Raw genomic sequence first — 22,723 nt, 5'->3', positions numbered from 1 at the left:
TTAAAATTATGATTGAGTTTACCACAGCTTCTAATCAAACAGAATTGCTTCAAATATTGAAGTTGCAACAACAGAACTTGCCTGGTAATTTATCAGAAATAGACAAAAAAGAACAAGGTTTTGTTACCGTTCATCATGATTTGGAATTACTGCAAAAAATGAATGATGTACATCCGCATATTATTGCAAAAAGTAACGGACTTGTTGTTGGTTATGCTTTATCCATGTCTAAAATTTTCAGAAATGACATCCCTATTCTCATTCCTATGTTTGATGAAATAGACACTACTTCAGAGGGTGCTAAACCTTATATTTTAATGGGGCAAGTTTGTATAGACAAGCATTACCGAGGAAAGGGAATTTTTAGAGGTTTATATACTAAAATGAAAGAAGAATTCTCTGAAATATACGATTCTATCATTACTGAAATTGATAAGAAAAACACTCGATCTATCAATGCACATAAAGCGATTGGTTTTAGAATTTTAAAAACCTACACAAGTAACGACCAAGATTGGGAAATTGTTTATTTAAAGATTTAATAAGGTAAATCGGTAGGCTCAATAAAATTGATTGTCGGGTCGTATAATTCCGTTAACAGATTCTTTATTTCTGCTATAAATTCTTCTAATCTTTCTTCTGTAATAGCGTTATCAGGTTTTCGATAATTAGATGAGAAATTCATCTGTAAAAAGCCACTTTTTAAGTTTTTGAAGGAGATAATTCCTGCTGCCAATCGTTTCTCAAAATTAAATTGTGTGTGTTGAGTATATAAAAACGCATATAACATTACCTGAATGGCTTTGTGGTATTTTAAATCGCGTATCACTTCAAAGTCGAGTACTTTTAAGTTCGTGCTATCAACCATTCCTGTTTTATAATCAATAATTCTAGTAACACCGTTGAGTTCATCAATTCGATCGACAATTCCTTTTATTTTTATTGGAAAATCAATTCCTTCAACCTTTATTTCTGAAGACAATTCCTGCTCAGTAGCAATTATTTTTAGTTGGTTATTCTCATCTTTCAGCAATTGTTTTTCCTTTAGTAAAAAATTCTCTACAAAACGATTTGCAACTTCAAAAATTAATCGATTCTTTCCTGTAGTTAAATCTCCGTTTTTAAAATGTTTTGAAAAATAAAAAGTTACGAGTTCTTTGGTTTTCTTCTGCATATTTTCAACATCTCCTAATTGCAAATATTTTCCTTCAAAGGGTTTATATAATTCTTCTAAGATATCATGCACAACAGTTCCCAGCGTATTTGCAGCAACTGTTTCTTCAACGTCGTCTAGTTCATTAATTTTTAAAATTTTCTGTTTGTAAAAGGCAATCGGATTGTACAAATAATTGGTTAATGCTGATGGAGAAATCCCTTTTTGAGCTAATTCTTGTAAGCGTTCAAGAACTTTTTCATCCTTCTGAATTTCTTTCAATTGAACAGGCGATGTTACTACTTTAGGACTCACTATTTTTTCGGTAATATCGTCTCGCATCATTTCTAACTGCGTTACAAAACGACTTTTTTCTCCGCTTCCAAATACATCATGCTCTGTATTGTACAAAATGTAAATGTTTTTAGCACGTTGTAACAATCGGAAAAAATGGTAGGAGAATAGCGCATCTTTTTCTCTGTAGGTTGGCAACCCAAATTCAATCTTTACATCAAAAGGAATAAACGTGTTTTGTTGCTGATTGGCAGGCAAAACTCCTTCATTCACAGAAGTTATAATAACATTTTCAAAATCTAATACACGTGTTTCTAATACTCCCATTAACTGCAACCCTTGTAAAGGTTCTCCTTGAAATGATAAACTTTCCGATTGTATTAGTTGTCTAAAAAACTGATGTAAGGTTTTTAAATCTTGTACATAACCAAACTCATTATGCAAGTTTTGTAACTGAGTAAATGCAGTATAAAATCGGAATAAGTACTCTTTTTCTAACTCGTTAGTATTTTCCTTCAACAAGTTAATTAACTCTATAATTCTGTTTAAAAACTCACTAATTGATACTAACGGATTAAAAATTGTCGTTATAGTTTTCTTTATTTCTTCACTTACAACAGACAAAAATGTTACAACCTCTTCTTGACCAACAAACGTATTGTTTTCTTTAGCAATCGCTTCTGAAAGTGTATCGGCTATATTAGTTTGCTCATCAATCTGTAATAATCGATAAATGGTGGTATCTTTTACTAATCGAATTACATCTTTATGATAAAAAAGATTTTCTTTCTTCTTTTCTAACTTTTCTTGATTTATAAATAGATGGAAAATAGCAAATACTAAACTTGTAGTAGGCACATCTTTTAAAGGGTATCCCATTGTAATGTTAACTGCATTTACAGTTACGGGTAATGAATTTAAGGTAATTGGCAACAAAGTTTCATCTGCCAAAACCAATGCTGTATTGTTGTAATTAGGAAGTTTAGCTAAAATCTCTCCTGCATATTTTATCTGCGTGATGTTTTTTGAAGCTCCGATAACCTCAATATGTTTCTTTTCAGAAAAATATTCTTTAATCGTTTTAATTGGGTTCTGCTGATAGTATTTCCAACGGGTTTTATATTTCCTTAAAAAACTTCCTGCTTGATGCTGACTTTCATAAAATGTTTGATCAACATCCCAATAAACTTCTGCTTTTCCGTTTAATAAAAATTGTTCAAACAAGAACTCTTCCGCTGCATTTAATGCGTTGAACCCGATAAAAAAGTATTTTTTCTGTTGATTTCTATGGATAAAATCCGTTACTTTTTTAGTTGATTCTCTATATAAAACCCCTTGGTATCCGATATTATTTTCAAGTAAAAACTGATAAAAAGTATCGTAATATTTATTCAACTTTTCCATGAAAGCAAAATGATCTTTCATTAATTCAGTTTCTTGAAACTCTCCCTTTACTGACCATTTTCGTAAGCGATGAATGTCTCGCAAATACACAAATATTTCTCGTGTGTTAATCAAATGCTGATCGATATCATTAAAATCTTGCAACACCGTAAATGCCCATGATGAAAACACATCAAAAGAATCTGGGGTTTCTTCTTGTTTTTTATAAATTGTATAAAAATGAAAAAGGAGCTGGACGGAGTCTACCTTTTTCATTTCTGAAATTTCTTCAACAAAATCACCAATATTGATAATCTCTGGTAAAAAACCTGCCGAAATTTTCTTTTTAAACGTTTCTTTTACAAAAACTCCTGCCCTTTGTGAAGGCAATATAAACACAACATTTTCAAACGATTTGGTGTTTTGTAAAATAGTATCTAACGTTTCTGAGATAAAAGACTGCATACCTTGGTTTTCTTGTAAGCAAAGTACAATTTTTATCCTACTTTTGATAGTACAGACAATATATGATTATGAACACAACGAATACTTTAAAAGTAGCTTTGATTCAATCGGATTTGGTTTGGGAAAATCCAACAGAAAATAGAAAACGATTTGAAAAAAAAATCAATGGTTTATCAGACGAGATTGATTTAATCGTTTTACCTGAAATGTTTACTACAGGTTTTACCATGAATGCTTCAGCAGTTGCTGAAATTATGGAAGGAGAAACAGTACAATGGTTGCAAAATTTAGCACAAGAAAAGAGCATTGCTATTACTGGAAGTATAATTATTAGTGAAAATAATAATTTTTACAATCGTTTATTATTTGTGCATCCTTCAGGAAAAATAGATTCGTATAACAAAAAACATACGTTTACGCTAGCAGGCGAACATGAAGTATTTTCTGCAGGAACTGAAAGAATTATAATTGACTATAAAGGATGGAGAATTTGTCCGTTGATATGTTATGATTTACGTTTTCCTGTATGGGCCAGAAATACTGAAAATTACGATTTATTACTCTATGTGGCAAGTTGGCCTAAACCGCGTATTGAAGCATGGGACAGCTTATTAAAAGCGCGTGCTATTGAAAATATGAGTTATACGATTGGAGTAAATAGAGTAGGTGTAGACGCTAACGGTTATGAATATATTGGAAATACGGCTTGTTACGATACTCTAGGCAATTGTTTAGTCAAAAATAATCTAGGAACTGAGGAAATATTGATTATTGAACTAAACAAACAAGAGCAAGCAAAAATTCGTGATCGATTTTGTTTTTTAGATGACAGAGATGCCTTTGTTATTAAAAAATAACGTCATTACGAGGAATTTATGACGAAGTAATCTGTTTGTAGAATAACCATAAACCAGAAGATTACTTCACTACCGTTCGTAATGACGCTACTTAATCAGTTTATGCAGGAATCATCCATTTAAAATTGAACTTAGTATCTGGTACTACAATACGTTCTGTGATTCGATACATTCTATCTGGTAACTTCATTAAGAAATCTCGTGCTTTTTCTGCTTCTGAAGTTAAATTAGTAATCTTATCTATTTCCCAAGCTTCATTTAGTTTTCTCACAATATCAACATAGTCAAAGCCGGTGTATACACCTATTCGTTGCGCAACGGTTGAAAAATCGTCAAACAGACTTCCTTTCTCCCCAAATGATTCTCTTAAATGCATTGCAGGCATAACTATTTTGTGTTTCATCATGTGTTGAAATGCCAACATCATTTCACTTGGGTCAATCTTGAAGATTTCCTTTACAAACTCTGTATACGCTAGGTGATGACGCATTTCATCTCCCGCAATAATTCGAGACATTTTTGCCAAAGCTTTGTGCCCTTTCTTTTTCGCTATTTTTGCTACATTTAAGTGCGAAATATACGTTGCTAGCTCTTGAAAACTAGTGTAGACAAAGTTTTTATACGGATCTGTTGCTGTACCGATATCAAATCCATCAGCAATTAAATGCTGTGTAGATACTTCTACCTCACGCATATTTACTCTTCCTGAAAGATATAAATACTTATTTAACACATCTCCATGACGATTTTCTTCAGCTGTCCAAGCACGAATCCATTTTGCCCAACCATTGTCTGGTTGTTGTGTTACTCCATCTAAATCTAACAACCATGATTCATAGGTTGGTAAAGCTTCTTCAGTGATTGTGTCACCTACTAAAACCACCCAAAAATCATCGTCAAGCTCCTTTGAAATTTCTTGAATTTCTTTTACTTCATCAATAAAAGAATCTTTTTGAGAATTAGGTAAAAAATCGGTTGGTTGCCAAATTTTTTCAATTGGCATTAAGAATTTGTCTACAAAACTGTCTATATTTTTTTCCAGCGTTTGCATTACTTCCTTTCGTATGTTTTGTAATGACATAATAAAATTTAAGGGTTATATTTATTGTTGTTTGTTTTTAGTGTATTCCAGATTTAACTGTTGCTTCCACTTTGGTAATTAACTCATCAAACGGTAAGCTATCTACTTTTATAGGTTCGTGAGTCTGGATCTTTATAGGACTTCCTATTCCTAATGGAAATTTTCCGTATTTAAATACTTTCCACGAATTATTTATTGATAACGGAACGATATAAGCTTGTGGATTGTATTTAGCTATCATTTTAAGCCCGTTTACAGAGAATACCTTTGGTTTTCCTGTTCTACTTCTTGTTCCTTCCGGAAAAATCGCGGCAGACCATTTATTTTTATTAATTCGTTTGGCGAACTTACCTAATTCAGATAAGGCTTGCTTAGGATCTTTCCTATCAATTAAAGCAGCTCCTCCATATTTTAAATTGAAAGAGATACTGGGAATTCCTTTCCCTAGCTCTTTTTTTGATACAAATTTTGGGTAGTGTTTTCTAAGGTACCAAATTATTGGCGGAATATCAAATGTACTTTGATGATTTGCTACAAAAATCAACGTTGTGTTTTTTGGCAACTTGTGTTTGTTTTCAAACTCAACTCGAACTCCTAAAATCAATAAAGATTTTATTAGGAACCAATTCATAATATTTACTACATTTTGGTGTCCTTCTTGACCAAAGAGTTTTAACCCTAACCATTGTATTGGATGGAAAATTAATAGTAAAGAGAAAAACACCAATGCAAAGATTGATGATAAAATATAACTTAAAACCTTCATTCTATTTAGTTGTTTTGTTGTTTACTAGTTTCTTTTTTAACTAACTAAAACCGTTACAAAAACATACCGATTTCATTATTAAAACCTTACTAGTCCGCAAAAATAGAAAATCCCGCGGAAGCGGGACTATAATTTTATCTTAAAACCAATTATTCCAAGGAATTCTTGAGAGAATTAATAACAACGCTAATCCGTAAAAGATAGCAAAGGTTTTAAACTTGGCTTCGCTTTTTACTTGTTTTTTATGTTTAGACCATCCTATCGTAATTAACACTATAGCAATAATCATAGTTAATGGGTGTTCAATTGCCAATAATCTTGCTGCTGGTTCTTTCATCACCTCTCCTCCATTAGCTTTTAATGCTTGATACCAAGGAGACATAAAATACCATCCTAAGCCTATTAATAATTGAATATGAGTTGTGATTAAAGTAAATAAACCTAAACGGAACTCTTTATGGGTAAATTCTTTTTTTTGTACTAAGCCTATAATAGCATTTACTACCGTAAATATTAAAACTGCTAATACAATATATGCCCAATAAGAGTGCAAATTTTTCATCATGATTTGTTAATTTTTTGTACTTGTAAAAGTACTGAATTTTCTGCATAAAAAAACCACCTCTTTTGAGGTGGTTTTCAATTTATTTCTAATTTGAAATAATTAGAAGTTATATCTTACTGAGAAGTTCCATGTAGTACCCATACCAAAATAACCTTGGTTACTAGTATCAATACCTTTATATGTATTAGTTGTTCCCGCTCCAACTGGATTGTTAGTTCTTAATTCTGTAAGATATTCTTTATCTAAAACATTATTAACGTTTGCTCTAAAGTCTAAAGATTTAGTTCCTTCACCTAATCTTAATTTATAAGACACTCCTGCATCTAATAAACCATAAGAAGGTAACTCTAAGTTTTCTTTAACCGCACCAACGTTGGCGTATAATTTATCATAGAATCTATAATCTGAATCTATACTTAAATTTTCTGTAATAGAATAGTCAAAACCAAGACCTAGTGTGAACTGTGCTGCATCACCTACTTTACCTCCATCTACATCTACAACTGTACTAGCTCCAGTTACATTTCTATCTTCATCTAATGTTCTAGTTGTAACCTCTCCTGAATATATCCAATCACCTAATGAAACAAAACCTCTAACATCTAATTGTTGTAATGGCTTAGCTACAAAATCTAATTCAATTCCTTTATGATACTGACTTTGACCTGTTGTTTCAGTAGTTGTAAGAACACCACCACTTAAACGTGATGTTGCTTCAACTCTATTTTTCCAGATAGTGTTATACAAGTTAACATTTGCACTAAAGAATTCTGATTTAAAGCTATACCCCATTTCTAAACCAAAAATATCTTCATTTTGGGAACTTGGATTGATAGAATTATCATAGTTATTAAAAATATTATCATGGTAAGGTTGACGTGAGTAATAACCTGTATTAAAGTAGAAAGATCCTTTTTCAGACATTTTAAAACCAAGTCCTGCCTTTAAATTATAGCCTAAGTTGTTAATTTTCTTAGATTCTTCATGCTCTGGTAAATAATCGTATCTATCAAATCTTTGGTGTTGTTGATTAGAGATAGCTCCTTGAAAGAAAGCAGACATATTATCATTTGAGTATTCAAGTTGAGTAAACACTCCTCCGTAAGTAATTCTCTCACTATTATCATAATCAATTCTCTGATTCTCCTCAGCTCCGTTAAACATTGCAGACCAAGGGTTAGTACCAAAGCTTTCAGTAGCTGTAACAGCTACAGTAGGACCAACTCTATTGTGAGTATTATCTTTTAAATCTCTATCTTCAGTCCAAGAGTCTAAACCATGAAAATCAGCTACTTGCCTAAAGTGAGTTCCATAATATGTTCTAAGATCAGCTCCTATATTGAAAGTAAGATTATCATTAATATCATGTTCGAAGTTTGATACTAAACCATACCACGCATGATTGTTAACTGATGACCTAGTAATATAAGTATCATTACCAAACATTCCTACACCTCCCGCAGCAGCGTTATTTGCATAAATTGCATCATAATCTATAAGCCCCTCAGCAGTTCTTTGTCTAGCTCCTCTATTTCCTGTTCCTCCACCTCTACCAAATGAAGCGTATAAAACAGTAGATAAATTTGACACTTCTGATATTTTATAATCCCAGTTTAAGTTTAGAACTGGCTTATGATAAAAGTTTCTTCTCTCTGTCATGTACTTACCATTATAAGTACCCCAGTTATTATTATATTTCACTCCTTTATCTAAGTAAGTTTCAATACTTTGAGCAAAATTTTGATCATGCCATTGTGGTGCTCCTGTAAGTAAGAAGTTAAAACTATGCTTATCATTTGGCTTATAACCAACAGAGATAAAATAAGTTTGACCTTGACCTTTAGTACCATCAAAGTACCCATCTCCTTGCCAATGAGAAAGCATTACACTTGTTCCCCATCCACTTTCACTCATACCTGTGTTGTAAACAGCAGATACCTTGTAGTAATTATCGTTTGCTGTACCAGCATAAAAATATCCTCCTTCCTTCTTGTCAGTTGTTTTAGTTACAAAGTTCATTGTACCACCAACAGAAGAAATAGCTAATTTAGAAGCTCCTAAACCTCTCTGAATCTGTATTGCAGAAGCAATATCGTTAACTCCTGACCAGTTAGACCAATACATCTTACCATCTTCCATACCGTTAATTGGTTGTCCGTTTAATAAGAACGCCGTATTTGTTTGATCAAATCCACGTACGGAAATTCTTGAATCTCCAAAACCTCCTGAGTGACCTGCAACATATACCGAAGGAGTATTTACTAAAGCCATAGTAACATCTTGTGTTCCTATCTTCTTTTGGATTTCTGCTGCCTTAATTGTAGAAACAGCAACTGGTGTTTTCCTGCCCCCTGCTAAATCGATAACTCCTTTACCAATAATTACAATTTCATCTAAAGTGTTAGATGGTTCCAAAGCGATATTTCCTAGGTCTGACCCTCCTGAAAAAGACACTTCTTTGTTAGTATACCCAACAAATGACACTATTACTATTCCTGAATTAGAACTAGCGTTTAGCATAAACTTTCCATTGAAATCAGTAGCAGATCCGTTTGTAGTCCCTTTTACTACAACATTAGCTCCTGGCAATGGTTCCCCCATTTCGTCAACTACTGTACCAGTAATTTTTGTTTGACCTAAAACCGTAGCCGTTACAAAGAATAAAGCTACAAGTAATACATTTTTAAATGTTTTCATTTTTTAATCTAATTGTTATTAAATGCAGGTGCAAATATCCTGCTTTTCATTAGCGCTAATATTAACTTAATGTTAAGTTTTAACAAGAAATTAAGACCTTACCATATCTAAAAAAAGATTCCAGACACTGAACAACAACAATTTAACCCCTAAAGTTATCGTTAAGAAAATCTATATATAAGTTAAAAAAAGTATAAGAGATACGATTAACTAGAGCTTAATCGTTTGTAAGTTTTTTTTGAGCTAGTTCTTTTCCTAATTCTACACCAAATTGATCGTATGAAAATATATTCCATATAACTCCTTGAGTAAAAATTTTGTGTTCATATATAGCTAAAAGCATTCCTAAAGAATAAGGAGTTAGTTTTTTAAAAACTATAGAATTACTAGGGCGATTCCCCTTAAATACTTTGTAAGGTAAAAGTGTATTTACTTGACTTAACTGACCTTTTGCTTTTAAATCTAAGTGCGCTTCTTCTTTTGTTCTACCAAATGCAAGTGCTTCTTGTTGCGCATAATAATTAGCTAATAACCTCTCTTGATGCTCCTCTAAACCATGTAATGATTTTTTAAATCCAATAAAATCAACAGGTATTAATTTAGTTCCATGATGTAATAATTGCATAAAGGCATGTTGAGAATTTACACCTGTTCCACCCCAAACAATTGTGCCTGTTTGATAATCAACTTTATTTCCGTTTCTATCAACATCTTTACCGTTACTTTCCATCACCGCTTGTTGCAAATATGCTGGAAGTTTTTCTAAATATTCACTATAGGGCAGTACCATTTCGGTTTCAGAATTGAAGAAATTATTATACCAAATACTTAAAAGAGCTAAGACAATTGGTATGTTTTTATTAAAATCAGTAGTTTTAAAATGGTCATCCATTTTTTCGGCTCCTTTTAATAATTCTTTAAAATTTTCAAACCCTATAGACAGAGAGATTGATAAACCTACGGTTGACCAGAGAGAAAAGCGTCCACCAACCCAATCCCACATTTGAAATATATTTTTTTTATCAATTCCAAAACTATCAACAGCTTCAGTATTACAAGAGACAGCAACAAAATGTTTAGAAACATCAAAAACAGTTGCATGTTTTAAAAACCAATCTCTTATTGTATTAGCATTATTAATTGTTTCCTGTGTTGTAAAACTTTTGGAAACTATTATAAAAAGTGTTGTTTCTGGGTTTATTTTTTTAAGAGTTTCTGAGACATGGTCTCCATCAATGTTTGACACAAAATGTATGTTCAGTTTATTCTTGTAAAACTGTAATGCTTCTGTAACCATTTTTGGACCTAAGTCAGATCCTCCAATACCTATATTAACAACATCTGTTATTGACTTCCCTGTATAGCCTTTCCATTTTCCTGAAATAACTTTATTACTAAAAGCTTTCATTTTTCGTAAAGCTGTTTTAATTTTAGGCTTTACATCTTTTCCTCCTACAAAAACGGGTAGGTCTGTACTACTTCTTAAAGCTGTATGCAATACTGCTCTGTTTTCCGTAGCATTAATTTTGTCTCCTGAAAAATATTTTTCAATAGCATCTTTTAATTCGACTTCTTCTGCTAAAGAAATTAATAAGTCGATTGTTTCTTGAGTTATTCTATTTTTAGAATAATCAACACTTAATTCATCTAACAAAATAGAAAAATTATCTTTTCTGTTTTTATTCTTACGAAACAGTTCTTTTAGCTCATAATTTTTCGCTTCATTAAAATGTTTTATTAACTTCTCCCAAGCATTTGTCTTTCTTGGGTTTATATTTTGTAAGGGCATAATTAATTAGTAGCTAAAATTTCTTTTTCTTTAAATGAAAGTGGTTCAGGTTGTGGTAATTTTATATTATCTAACTGTCTTTTAAGTGGTTTTATATACTCTAAATACGTTGGTTTTATTTTAGGGTCTAAAGGTTCTGCTGATGGTAATTTTTCACGAAATGGATCTACTTGTCGTCCATTTTTCCAAAAACGATAACAAACATGCGGACCACTTGTATTCCCTGTCATACCAACCCAACCTATAATATCTCCTTGCTTCACATAATCTCCTACTCTAACATTACGTCTTTTCATGTGTAAGTATTGTGTTGTATAGGTACTATTATGTTTTACTTTCACATAATTACCATTTCCTCCTCTTCTTGCTGATTCTACAACAGTACCACTTGCTGTTGTCATAATAGGAGTTCCGTACCTAGCAGCAAAATCAGTTCCTTTATGCGGTCTTACTCTATTACCATATAACTTAATTCGTCTTCTTAAATTATATCTTGAGGAAATTCGATATTGAAATTTAATTGGTGATTTTAAAAAAGCTCTTCTTAGCATATTTCCTTCCTGATCGTAATACTCTGGAATTTTTTTTATTGAATCGGCTACATATCTGTAAGCATACAAATCTTCTCCGTTATGTTTAAAAATAGCTGCTTTGACTTTACCATAGCCAACAAAGGTAGTATCATTAATAAACTTTTCTTCATATATCAACTTAAATGTATCTCCTTTTTGCAAACGATAAAAATCTAAGGTCCAAGCATAAATATCTGCTACAGTATTCGTTAACGTTGGTTTTAACTGTAGGCTATCCATTGTTACAGATAAATTAGAGTAAATTTCACCAGCTATTTCTTTTTCAACAGTTTTTATCTTTTTTCTATGTTTATATGCAGATATTATTGAGTCTTTAAAATCTATAACTGTAGCTTCTACTTTATTATGTTTGTAAATAAAAACTTGAGCCTGATCTAAACTATCTTTTGAAGCTAAAATTGTGTACGCCTTTCCAGATCGTATTCTCCTTACATCAAAAGTATCTTTAATTTTAGTCGCTATCTCATTAATTTTTGGGTACATTACGTGGTGTCTATCCATAATAACGCCAAAACTTTCTCCATTATTTATAGTATCGTTAATAACCTTATAATTATCTAAATTAAACCCGTAAGCTATAACAGGTTTAGGTTTTTCTATTTTAACGGGCTCTTGCACGACTACTTTCTTTTCTTTTTTACACGAAAAGAAAAGACATAAAATAATGAATGTAAAAATGATTTTTTTCAAAAAAAGCTGCTTTAAATTTGAGTTTATGCGCAAAAGTACAAATAAATAGTATTTTTTCTCTCACTTTAACAATTCTTAAACAGCTTATATATTTTTTTTCAATCAACTATTATTTCAAAAGGATTTGCTAATCCTTTATAAGCATCTAATTCTGCACGTAAAGAACCTACGGCTAAAGAGGCTTTCATTTTTATTGGAATTTTATTATCATCTGCTGAAATCCAAATAGTAACACTTTCTTTAGCTTTGAAAACTCTACCTGCTTGTACTAATGGTCTAAATTTTTGTGTTTTAACCTTACCAAATTTTGTTTTTAATGTTTCATAGCCTAAAAAACGTAATTTAAAAGGATAACTTTTATTATCAAAGAACATATCAAGCTTAATTTCATCTCCTTTTCTTAATTTTTTTGTATTCTGACTTCTTAAAAAATAGAACGTAGAAATCATATCTTGAGGAGACTTAATAGAAATTAACGTATCTTTTTGTTTACGGAAATCCTGTACGTACGCTGTTTTTTTCTTGTGATTGAAGGTTATATGTCGATTTTTTTTATGTCCGCCCTCATCTATTTTTCTTTTGAATAAGTAGGGCTCAACTTTGTCAATTCCAAAGTAACTTTCATATCTATCATCAACTTTAAAGAACCAACTAATAACACCAGTTGTTTTACCTGTTCCTATAGCATGTAGTACTTTTTGGTTATTTAGGTTCTTCTCTTTTAGTTGTAAAACAGCTGTTCCTGCTTTTAAAAAACCACTATAACTCATATCAAACCGGAGCCACTCTCCGCTTTTGTATGCTTTTGGTTGACTTTGTGCAAAAAAACTTTGTGCAACGATTAAAAATGTAAAAAACAATATTCTTTTTCTCATAATGTTCAAACTTATGAAAATTGATAGACAATTACCATTCCAAAAATTAAAAAAACTGTTTAACAGAACATTATGCTTCTTTTATCTTCTTGTTACTAGAATTTAAAAAGTTCCCCAATTTTTTAATTCTTCTTCGCTCCATAAGTATGGAAAGAAAATTCTTCTTTGGTACTTTGGATGTAAATACTTTCTCCAATTACTTCCTCCTGTGGCTTCCAAATCCCCATCAGTTCCCCCTAAATACTTTCCTGCTGCATTGTAATGAGCCATTACCCATTTTACATTTACTGTATAATCGTAGTGACGCATTGCTTTTATTAGTTCTTCATTTGCTTGAACTTCTTCAGGTAATTGTTTGAATTTTTTTGAAAGGTTACAGTCATTATAATCTTCCATAAAATCTATAAATTCACCCATATACTTTTTCTCAAACAAATTTAATAATGTTGTTTTTTGACCCGTTGTATAATTTTTACCTGCTGCTTGCCAATATAAATGATCATAGGCATTTTTAAATGATGAATTTCTATCAATTGTATCTCGATAACGAGCATCTATCAAATTAATAAGATCGGTAGACGCAAATTCAATCTTACGATATTGTGCACTTTGAAAACCACTTGCTGGAGTTAATGTGTTTCTGAATTTTAAGTATTGGTCTACATCCATTCCATCACCCATAACTGTAAAAGAACTACATAACATATCAAAATAACGACTTATGCGCATTAAATGCTTTGAGAATTTATCTGGTGTAATTTCTTCTGCTTTTGCTACTTGGTCAATTTCCCACAAAATCATTTTAAACAACAGTTCATTTACTTGATGATACATGATAAAAACCATTTCATCTGGTAACGTAGTTCTAGGAATTTGCAATCCTAAAAGTGCATCTGTTTGTATGTAATCCCAATAAGTTATTGGCTCACTCCATAGCAGCCCTTCTAGCATTGCTTCTACAGGAACTCCTAACTTATCGTATTTTTCTTCTATTGCCTTTAATATTTCTTCTTTACTCATTTTCTTGTTTTTTTGAGAAAAAAGAAAAGAGAAAAGAGAAAACAGACAGTCTAACTATCTATTTTCTTTTCTCTTTTTTCTATTATCTATCTTAGTCTATAAAGTTCCTCTTAATTGTTGTTCTCTTTCAATTGATTCGAACAATGCTTTAAAGTTTCCAGCTCCAAAACCACGGGCTCCCATTCTTTGAATAATTTCAAAGAATAAAGTTGGACGATCTTCTACTGGTTTTGTGAAAATTTGTAATAAATATCCTTCTTCATCAGCATCAATCATAATTCCTAAAGATTTTAGCTTTTCAATATCTTCTCTTAGCTCGTGACTAAATTCTTCTAATCTTCCTGGAACTGCTTTATAATATTCTTCTGGTGGTGTTGATAAGAACTCTACTCCTTGAGACCTTAATTGGCTTACTGTTTTTATAATATCATCAGTAGCAACCGCAATGTGTTGTACTCCTGCTCCTTCATAAAAATCTAAATACTCTTCAATTTGAGAACGTTTTTTTCCTTCAGCTGGTTCATTTATTGGAAATTTAATTCTTCCATTTCCGTTAGACATTACTTTACTCATTAACGCTGAATATTCTGTATGAATTTGCTTATCATCAAATGATAAAAAGTTTTCAAACCCCATTACATCTTCATACCATTTTACCCAAACATCCATTTGATTCCAACCAACATTACCTACCATGTGGTCGATATATTTTAATCCTGCTGCTGGTGGATTATAATCTGATTCCCATTTTTGGAAACCTGGTAAAAATGTTCCGTTATAGTTTTTACGCTCAACAAACATATGAACTGTTTCTCCATACGTATAAATCCCTGCTCTTACAACTTCTCCGTGCTCATCTTTTTCTACAGTAGGCTCCATGTACGATTTTGCACCACGTGAAGTTGTTTCTTCGTATGCTTTTCTTGCATCTTCTACCCAAAGCGCTACCACTTTAACTCCATCACCATGTTTTACAATATGATCATTAATTGGAGATTTACTATTTAATGGTGTTGTTAAAACCAGCTTAATTTTGTCTTGCTTAATAACATAACTTACTTCTTCTGTAGACCCTGTTTCTAACCCTTTATAAGCATATGATTGAAAACCGAAAGCCGTTTTATAAAAGTGTGCTGCTTGCTTTGCATTACCAACATAAAACTCTACATAATCTGTTCCTAAAAGTGGTAAGAAGTCTTGCGCTCCTTCAAATATTTTTTCTAAACCGTAGTTTACTGATTTTATTTCTTTTGACATTTTTCTCTATTTTGAAAATTTGATAATTAGTTAATTTGAAAATTGAATTGACACATTTTCAAATTGTCTCATTAATATACTGAATTACTCTAGCCAAGATTTATAATAATCTTCATCTGCTATTTTCATAGCTTCTTCAGTTACTTTTAAAGGTTTAAAAGTATCTACCATTACTGCTAGTTCTTCAGTTACTTTTTCTCCGATACTTCTTTCTGTGGCTCCTGGATGTGGCCCATGAGGAATACCTGCTGGATGTAAAGAAATATGACCTGCATCTATATCATTTCTACTCATAAAATCTCCATCAACATAATACAATACTTCGTCAGAGTCAATATTACTATGATTGTATGGTGCAGGAATAGCCTCTGGATGATAATCATACAGCCTCGGAACAAAACTACAAATTACAAAAGCATCCGTTTCAAATGTTTGGTGTACTGGTGGCGGTTGGTGTATACGCCCTGTTATTGGTTCAAAATCATGAATTGAAAAAGCATAAGGATAGTTATATCCATCATACCCAACAACATCAAAAGGATGTGTTGCGTATACCATTTCAATAATTTCGTTTTGTTTCTTTACATTGATAATGAAATCTCCTTTTTCGTTATGTGTTTCTAGCTCTTCTGGTCTGCGAATATCACGCTCACAAAATGGCGAGTGCTCTAATAATTGACCAAACCAGTTACGGTATCTTTTTGGGGTGTAAACTGGACGATACGATTCTACAATAAACAACCTGTTGTCTTCTGTATCAAAATCCAATTTATAAATAACTCCGCGAGGAATTACTAAATAGTCTCCATACTTGAAATCTAAGTTCCCAAGCATTGTACGTAATTTCCCTGTCCCTCTATGAATAAAAATTACCTCATCTGCATCCGTATTTTTATAAAAATAGTCTTTAGTAGATTCTTTTGGAGCCGATAAGATGATGTTACAGTCAGAATTGGTAAGTACTACTTTTCTACTTTGTAAGTAATCATTTTCTTGCGGAACTTGAAAACCTCTAAAACGATACGATTGGATATTATTTTCTTTTGCTACTTTCGGAGCAATAGAGTATTGCTTACGAATTTCTTTAACCATTGTTGGTCTATATTCATGATAACTATTGGTTGACATTCCGTCAAAACCAATTGTACCAAATAATTGTTCGTAATATAAACTTCCGTCTTCTTTACGAAACTGGATATGTCGCTTATGTGGAATTTTTCCTAATTTATGATAAAAAGGCATCTTTAATTAATTTGATTATTCAACAATTTGTTAATTATATAATTAACTCTCTTTCTTTATTTAGCCTATCATTTATATTAATAGTAGCTAAACTTCAAAACCAAACAACAATAGCTATTCCGGGTTCCTTTTTATCATGAACTTTAAATGCGCTAAAAGGTCTTTCCAATGCATTTTAAATAGGTTTTTAGTTGTGCTTTACAAATATACCAAAATTAAAAAGATGTTGATATCTCATTAAATTTCAAAATTTTAGATTTTTTTATTTAAAATTAATCTAAATAAGTTTTGACATTAAGTTTTGTTAAAATATTTTTGCCTCATAAAATAACTTTATTAAATCTAAATAATAATAAAAAATGAAAAAAATCATACCCATATTGTTGGTATTGTTTTTATTTATTACAACATCAATAGTCGCTCAAAACAGCTCTGTTAAGGGTTTTATTGTATCAGAAAACAATAACTTCCTCTCTTCTGTGAATATAACTTTAAGTTCTACAAATCATGGAATTATTAGTAATGAAAAAGGAGAGTTTGAGTTTAAAAACTTAAAAAAAGGTAAGTATGTAATTAATTTATCAATGGTTGGTTTTGAGAAAAAATCAATTACAGTAAGACTTAAAAATAATGAATCTAAAAATCTTGGTAGGATTCTTCTTAAAGAAGCTATCGATGAGTTAGACGAAATCACCATTAATGGAGTAAAAAACAGATACGCTAAGAAGAAGGTCTCTAATTCTTTACGCTTACAAACACCTATTAAACAACTACCTCAAAACATTCAGGTAGTTGGGTCAGAGGTTTTACAAGATCAACTTGTTACAAACATGCTCGAAGGAGCTTTTAGAAACGTAAGTGGGGTTAGTAACATAGAGCATTGGGGAAATTTCGCACGTGTTAACATGCGTGGGTTTAGATTACCAGCTTTTAGGAATGGTGTAAATATTCAAGACTCTTGGGGACCTTTATCTGAAGATACTTTTATGATAGATCGTATAGAATTTGTCAAGGGACCTTCAGGCTTTATGATGGCTGCGGGTGAACCTGGTGGTTTTTATAATGTGGTTACAAAAAAACCTACCGAAGAAAAAACAGGGTCTATAAACTTAATGGCAGGCAGTTTTGATACATATCGAGCTGCGGCAGATTTTGGTGGATCTTTAACAAGTGATAAGCGTTTACTAGCTCGTTTGAACGTTTTATATCAAAACGCTGGAAGTCATAGAAGGTTTGAGGATAGTGAACGTATTGGTGTTGCTCCTTCATTATCATATAAAATAAGTGATAAAACAGACTTCTTAACTGAGTTTTCTTTTCAAAAACTAAACACTCTTTTAGGAGCTGCTTATATTTTTGCTCCTTTAGATAAAGGATTTGGGAGTCTTCCTAAGAACTTTTCTATGGTTGACAGTAATTTTCCTGATACTGATATTAAAGAAGTTAGTTTATTAAACCAACTAACACATCGCTTTAATAATAACTGGTCAGTAGAAGCAAAATATGTTACTATGTTGTATACTCAACAGGGAGCTTCTGCTTGGTTAAATAGTATGCAAAATAATGGTGATGCTATTAGAAGTGTAAGTATTTGGGATGCTATCTCTGAAAGTGAATATTTTCAATTATATGCTAACGGAAATTTTAATACCGGAGCAGTAACCCATAAAGTTATGGGAGGGTTTGATTATACGGATAAAGAGTATTTTGCTGATTTTTATCAAGGTGGTGCAGTAGACACTCCTACAAACCCTTTTAATATATACAATCCAACTTACGGAGATCGTATTTTTCCTGTATTTGATAGAAGTACACCTTTAAAAGACCGTACACCTTCTTACTCTTATGGAACAAAAATAAACTCTATATATGCTCAAGACGAAATAGGATTTTTAGAGAATAAAATACGTTTAACATTAGCGGGTAGATACACTCAGTTAACTCCTAAAGGAGATATTACAACTAAAAAGTTTACTCCTAGAATTGGTTTGAGTGCTGATATAACTCCACAAATTACTGCGTACGGTTTATATGATCAATCATTCTTAGCAAATGATGCCATAGATAATACAGGAAACAGATTTGACCCTATTGAAGGAACTATTTACGAAGCTGGTTTAAAAACCAATTGGTTAAATGGTAAAATAAACGCTTCTTTAAGTGCATATATTATTAATAAGAATAACATTACTACTAGCGATCCTACCGACCCTACTCGTCAGTTTAGTATTTTACTTGGTGAGGTTGAATCAAAAGGTTTTGAGTTTGATATGCAAGCGCACATTACAAGTGAATTAGACTTATTATTAAATTACGCTAACACAGATGTGAAAATCGCAAAATCAAACATATCAAACGCAGTAGGAACTCGAATTGCAGGACACGCTAAACATATTACCAATGGTTGGTTAAACTATAATTTTAATCAAAATTCTGCCTTAAAAGGCTTTGGAATTTCTTTAGGATATCAATACTTAGTAGATAGAACTTCATGGACAATAGGGGCCAATAATAAGGCAGAACTTCCTGACTATTTTAGAATGGATGGTGGAGTGCATTGGAAAAATAATAAACTTCGTATTGCTTTAAATATTAATAATATTTTAAATAAACATTTATATTCTGGCACCAAAAACGATAAATTTCTTTATTGGCAATCTGAACCAGGAATCAATGGTAGGATTTCTCTTACCTATAACTTATTCTAACAACCCAAAAACCACCTAAAATTTAGGTGGTTTTTATAAATTATTAAAAAATGAAAAAATCAATTCTTACTTTATTATTCTTAGCTGTATTTAGCAATTCTTTTGCTCATTATATTTGGATTGAAACTAGCTCTACAGGAACATTAAACAACGAACACGAAGTAAAAGTTCGTTTTGGAGAGTTTTCGGAAGGTGTAATTGAAAAAGTAGGCGGAGAAAACTATAACAATGTAAAAAACTTTACTATTTGGTTAATCGCTCCTGATGGAACTAAAACAACTTTACAAACAATAGCTAAAGACGATTATTATAGTACCTCTTTCGTTCCTAAACAAAAAGGAACATATACCATTGCACTTGACAATAAAAATATAAAAGTGTTTGATTTTACAAAATACGATTACACAACCTTTAAACCCGAATATCATGCTAAAGCTAGAGTTGTCGTAGGTACATCAATAACAGAATTAAAAAGTACAAACCCAGAAGGAATTGAAATTATCGACGTTACTCCAAAACACCATACAAATGCTGATGAAGTTACCTTAAAAGTATTATACAAAGGCACTGCCCTTAAAGAAGGAGAAATTACTTTATTCACTCAAGGAAAATGGTCGGTAAAAGAAAAAACCAATGAAAAAGGATTAGTAACATTTAAACTACCTAAAAAGACTACTTATACCGTAGAAGCTACACATGAAGAAAAGACACCTGGTACGTACAACAATGTTAACTATAACATTATTTGGCATTGTGCGACTTATTGTATAAAAAACTAGTGTTAAAATTTATTTAAAATAATTCTAAATAAATTTTGGTGTTAATTTTTCTTAAAATACATTTGCTTAATTATATTTATTAAATCTAAATAAGAAAAAAAATGAAGGGCTTATTAACTACCATTCTATTATTTTTAGTAATGGTAAACACAGTAGCACAAGAGGGAAATATTAGTGGTACTGTACTAGACAACAACAATGAACCTTTGGTAGGGGTTAATATTATTGTTAAAGGGACAAAAAATGGAGTACAAACTGACATTGATGGTAACTTTACATTATCTAATACAAAGGGAGAAACAACATTAATAGTGTCTTATGTTGGCTTTAAAACGAAAAACATAAGTACTAATAGTGGTACAAAAAACTTAGTAATTACCTTATATGAGGGTAACGAGATACTTAATGAAGTTACTATTGACACTCATAGAAAAAATAAATTCTCAAGAAAGAAAACAGCTTATGTAGCTAAATTACCTTTGAAAAATATTGAAAATGCTCAGGTATATAGTACAGTTACCAATCAACTACTAGTATCACAGTCTGTTACTAGTTTTGAAGAAGCTTTAAAAAATACAACAGGTGTTGAAAAATTATGGTCATCTACTGGTAGAGGTGGTGATGGAGCAGGTTTTTACTCTATCCGCGGTTTTTCTGTTCAACCACAATTAGTAAACGGTGTTCCTGGAATTACAAATGGGTTTATAAACCCAGACAATGTTGAAAGAATTGAAGTTGTAAAGGGGCCTTCTGCTACCTTATACGGGAGTACTGTAACATCTTACGGTGGTTTAATTAATATTGTCACTAAAAAACCATACAAAGGAACAGGAGGAAATATTACCGTTGGTGGAGGTTCTTTCGGATTTAAAAAACTAACAGTAGATCTTAACACAAACTTAGAAGATAATGAAAACATTTCATTACGATTAAACGCTGGATATCAAACACAAGATAGCTTTCAAGATGCTGGGTTTAGAAAAGCATTATTTTTAGCCCCATCTGTTTCTTACAAAGTAAATAATAGGTTAACTTTAAACTTTAATTATGAACTTTCTTCAACAGATCAAACAAATCAAGCTTTCTTATTTTTAAACAGGTCAGCCCCGCTTACCTATAAAAATTTAGAAGAATTAAACTACGATAGAAATAAATCATTTACAAATAATGATATCTCTATTAAAAATCCAACGCAAAACTACAGAGGTGAAATAGCTTATAAAATTACTGACAATTGGTCTTCTCAAACAATTATAGCTGGCGGTAATGCTAAATCTAAAGGATACTATACATATTTGTACAATGTTCAAAATGATTTGTTTGGAACGTATGCTATAAAATCAGATGCAGAAACAAATACACTTACATTACAACAAAACTTTACTGGTGATTTTAAATTAGGTTCTTTAAGAAACAGGTTAGTTATTGGTGTCGATTATTTAGACTCTCAAGTTTTAGACAATAGTACAGATCCAAAAGGGATTAATGTTGTAAACCCTCAAGGGCAATTAATTCCTGTACCACCTGCTTTTGGTTTTCCTAATTTACCAACTACAAGAGCAAATATTGATACTGTTTTAGCCAACTCTTCAAGAGCTAATTCTGATATCAATCAAAATATTCTTAGCGGTTATATTTCTGATGTTATAAACATTTTACCAGAACTATCGGTAATGGCAGGGGTTCGTTATGATAGATTTAATTATAAAGGTGATGCAAACGACCCAAGTGACGATGAAAAAGAATATACTAAGTCTACTTTTTCTCCTAAATTCGGAATTGTTTACCAACCAATTTTAGATCAACTATCTGTTTTTGCTAATTATCAAAATGGTTTTTCTTATGTTAATCCAGAAAGAGTTCCTGTTGATATCGCCAACCCTGACGGAGATTCTAAGTTACAATCTTATGATTTAGAACAAGCAAACCAATTAGAATTTGGTATAAAAACAAATTTATTTAATAATAAACTGGAAACTACTTTAAGTTATTATGACATAACAGTTAAAGATAAAGTTATGGGTTTCGGTGCTAATAAACAACAAGACGCTACTGTTAAAAGTAAAGGTTTTGAGCTAGAAATGAATGCTAACCCTGTTGACGGATTAAACTTACGTGGTGGTATTAGCTATAATGATGCTAAAGTAACAAAATCAAAATCTAGACCTGATTTAGTTGATAAACGTTTAGCTGAAGCAGGCCCTGAAACTTCTTATAATTTTTGGGCTGATTATAAATTCCAAGAAGGAGCTATTAAAAATGTAGGATTAGGTTTTGGGTTAAACGGTGCAAGTAAATATAATACTATGGTAGGTTATCCTGCTGCAGGTGATTTTTACCTGCCTGCCTATACTATTTTTAATGCCTCAATTTATTATGAAGTTGATAAATTTAGAATTAGTGTAAAAGGAAATAATTTAGCAAACGAAGAATATTATACAGGATGGAGTACTATTACTCCTCAAAATCCAAGAGCCTTCCTTGGAACTATAAGTTATAAGTTTTAAAT

16 protein-coding genes are annotated in these 22,723 nt (G+C 31.6%); 5 read left to right on the top strand and 11 right to left on the bottom strand.

Annotation, left to right across the window (positions count from 1 at the left end):
• The first annotated feature begins 8 nt into the window (after window positions 1-8).
• Window positions 9-542 (top strand): GNAT family N-acetyltransferase, encoded by a 534-nt coding sequence (locus D6200_RS11555; protein WP_073182269.1) that lies wholly within the window; start codon window positions 9-11, stop codon window positions 540-542.
• On the opposite strand, the gene D6200_RS11550 is transcribed toward D6200_RS11555, so the two are convergent.
• Window positions 539-3,295 (bottom strand): PD-(D/E)XK nuclease family protein, encoded by a 2,757-nt coding sequence (locus D6200_RS11550; protein WP_073182270.1) that lies wholly within the window; start codon window positions 3,293-3,295, stop codon window positions 539-541. The genes D6200_RS11555 and D6200_RS11550 overlap by 4 nt on opposite strands.
• A gap of 68 nt (window positions 3,296-3,363) precedes the next feature.
• Between D6200_RS11550 and D6200_RS11545 the strand changes: the two genes are divergently transcribed.
• Window positions 3,364-4,152, top strand: coding sequence for an amidohydrolase (locus D6200_RS11545; RefSeq protein WP_073182271.1), 789 nt, complete (start codon window positions 3,364-3,366; stop codon window positions 4,150-4,152).
• A 100-nt stretch (window positions 4,153-4,252) separates the two neighbouring features.
• Here D6200_RS11545 and D6200_RS11540 read toward each other — a convergent pair whose 3' ends face one another.
• The 10 genes from D6200_RS11540 to D6200_RS11495 form a co-directional block, all read right to left on the bottom strand.
• Window positions 4,253-5,233, bottom strand: a complete 981-nt coding sequence (locus tag D6200_RS11540; protein ID WP_073182272.1) for an acyl-ACP desaturase — start codon at window positions 5,231-5,233, stop codon at window positions 4,253-4,255.
• Window positions 5,234-5,270: 37 nt separating this feature from the next.
• The gene (locus D6200_RS11535) at window positions 5,271-5,999 is read right to left on the bottom strand and encodes a lysophospholipid acyltransferase family protein (protein ID WP_047787925.1); all 729 of its coding nucleotides are present in this window, start codon (window positions 5,997-5,999) and stop codon (window positions 5,271-5,273) included.
• Window positions 6,000-6,138: 139 nt separating this feature from the next.
• A complete protein-coding gene (locus D6200_RS11530; protein WP_047787926.1) occupies window positions 6,139-6,561 on the bottom strand; it encodes a hypothetical protein in 423 nt (140 codons plus the stop codon).
• Between the two features lie 102 nt (window positions 6,562-6,663).
• Complete coding sequence (locus tag D6200_RS11525) at window positions 6,664-9,261, bottom strand: TonB-dependent receptor (protein WP_047787927.1); 2,598 nt, start codon at window positions 9,259-9,261, stop codon at window positions 6,664-6,666.
• 217 nt (window positions 9,262-9,478) lie between these two features.
• Entirely contained in the window at window positions 9,479-11,050 is a 1,572-nt protein-coding gene (pgi, locus tag D6200_RS11520; RefSeq protein WP_073182273.1) for a glucose-6-phosphate isomerase, read from the bottom strand.
• A gap of 2 nt (window positions 11,051-11,052) precedes the next feature.
• On the bottom strand, window positions 11,053-12,333 hold the full coding sequence (locus D6200_RS11515; protein WP_073182274.1) for a peptidoglycan DD-metalloendopeptidase family protein: 1,281 nt from the start codon (window positions 12,331-12,333) through the stop codon (window positions 11,053-11,055).
• A 98-nt stretch (window positions 12,334-12,431) separates the two neighbouring features.
• Entirely contained in the window at window positions 12,432-13,208 is a 777-nt protein-coding gene (locus D6200_RS11510) for a DUF3108 domain-containing protein (RefSeq protein WP_073182275.1), read from the bottom strand.
• A gap of 102 nt (window positions 13,209-13,310) precedes the next feature.
• On the bottom strand, window positions 13,311-14,228 hold the full coding sequence (locus tag D6200_RS11505; protein ID WP_047787931.1) for a tryptophan 2,3-dioxygenase family protein: 918 nt from the start codon (window positions 14,226-14,228) through the stop codon (window positions 13,311-13,313).
• Window positions 14,229-14,324: 96 nt separating this feature from the next.
• Window positions 14,325-15,485, bottom strand: a complete 1,161-nt coding sequence (hppD, locus tag D6200_RS11500) for a 4-hydroxyphenylpyruvate dioxygenase (RefSeq protein WP_047787932.1) — start codon at window positions 15,483-15,485, stop codon at window positions 14,325-14,327.
• Window positions 15,486-15,569: 84 nt separating this feature from the next.
• Window positions 15,570-16,727, bottom strand: a complete 1,158-nt coding sequence (locus tag D6200_RS11495) for a homogentisate 1,2-dioxygenase (RefSeq protein WP_047787933.1) — start codon at window positions 16,725-16,727, stop codon at window positions 15,570-15,572.
• 359 nt (window positions 16,728-17,086) lie between these two features.
• On the opposite strand from D6200_RS11495, the gene D6200_RS11490 reads away from it, so the two are divergent.
• From D6200_RS11490 to D6200_RS11480, 3 genes are all read left to right on the top strand, one after another.
• Window positions 17,087-19,435, top strand: a complete 2,349-nt coding sequence (locus tag D6200_RS11490; protein WP_073182276.1) for a TonB-dependent receptor domain-containing protein — start codon at window positions 17,087-17,089, stop codon at window positions 19,433-19,435.
• A 50-nt stretch (window positions 19,436-19,485) separates the two neighbouring features.
• On the top strand, window positions 19,486-20,214 hold the full coding sequence (locus D6200_RS11485; RefSeq protein WP_047787935.1) for a DUF4198 domain-containing protein: 729 nt from the start codon (window positions 19,486-19,488) through the stop codon (window positions 20,212-20,214).
• A 101-nt stretch (window positions 20,215-20,315) separates the two neighbouring features.
• Window positions 20,316-22,721 carry a TonB-dependent receptor gene (locus tag D6200_RS11480; RefSeq protein ID WP_073182277.1) on the top strand — a complete coding sequence of 802 codons (2,406 nt, stop codon included), beginning with the start codon at window positions 20,316-20,318 and terminating at the stop codon, window positions 22,719-22,721.
• Window positions 22,722-22,723 lie beyond the last annotated feature (2 nt).

Origin of the sequence: Tenacibaculum mesophilum, from assembly GCF_003867075.1 — a bacterium.
GTDB classification, from domain to species: Bacteria; Bacteroidota; Bacteroidia; order Flavobacteriales; family Flavobacteriaceae; genus Polaribacter; species Polaribacter mesophilus.
The sequence above is the reverse complement of the archived record's forward strand: the minus strand, read 5'-3'. Positions and strand labels throughout refer to the sequence as shown.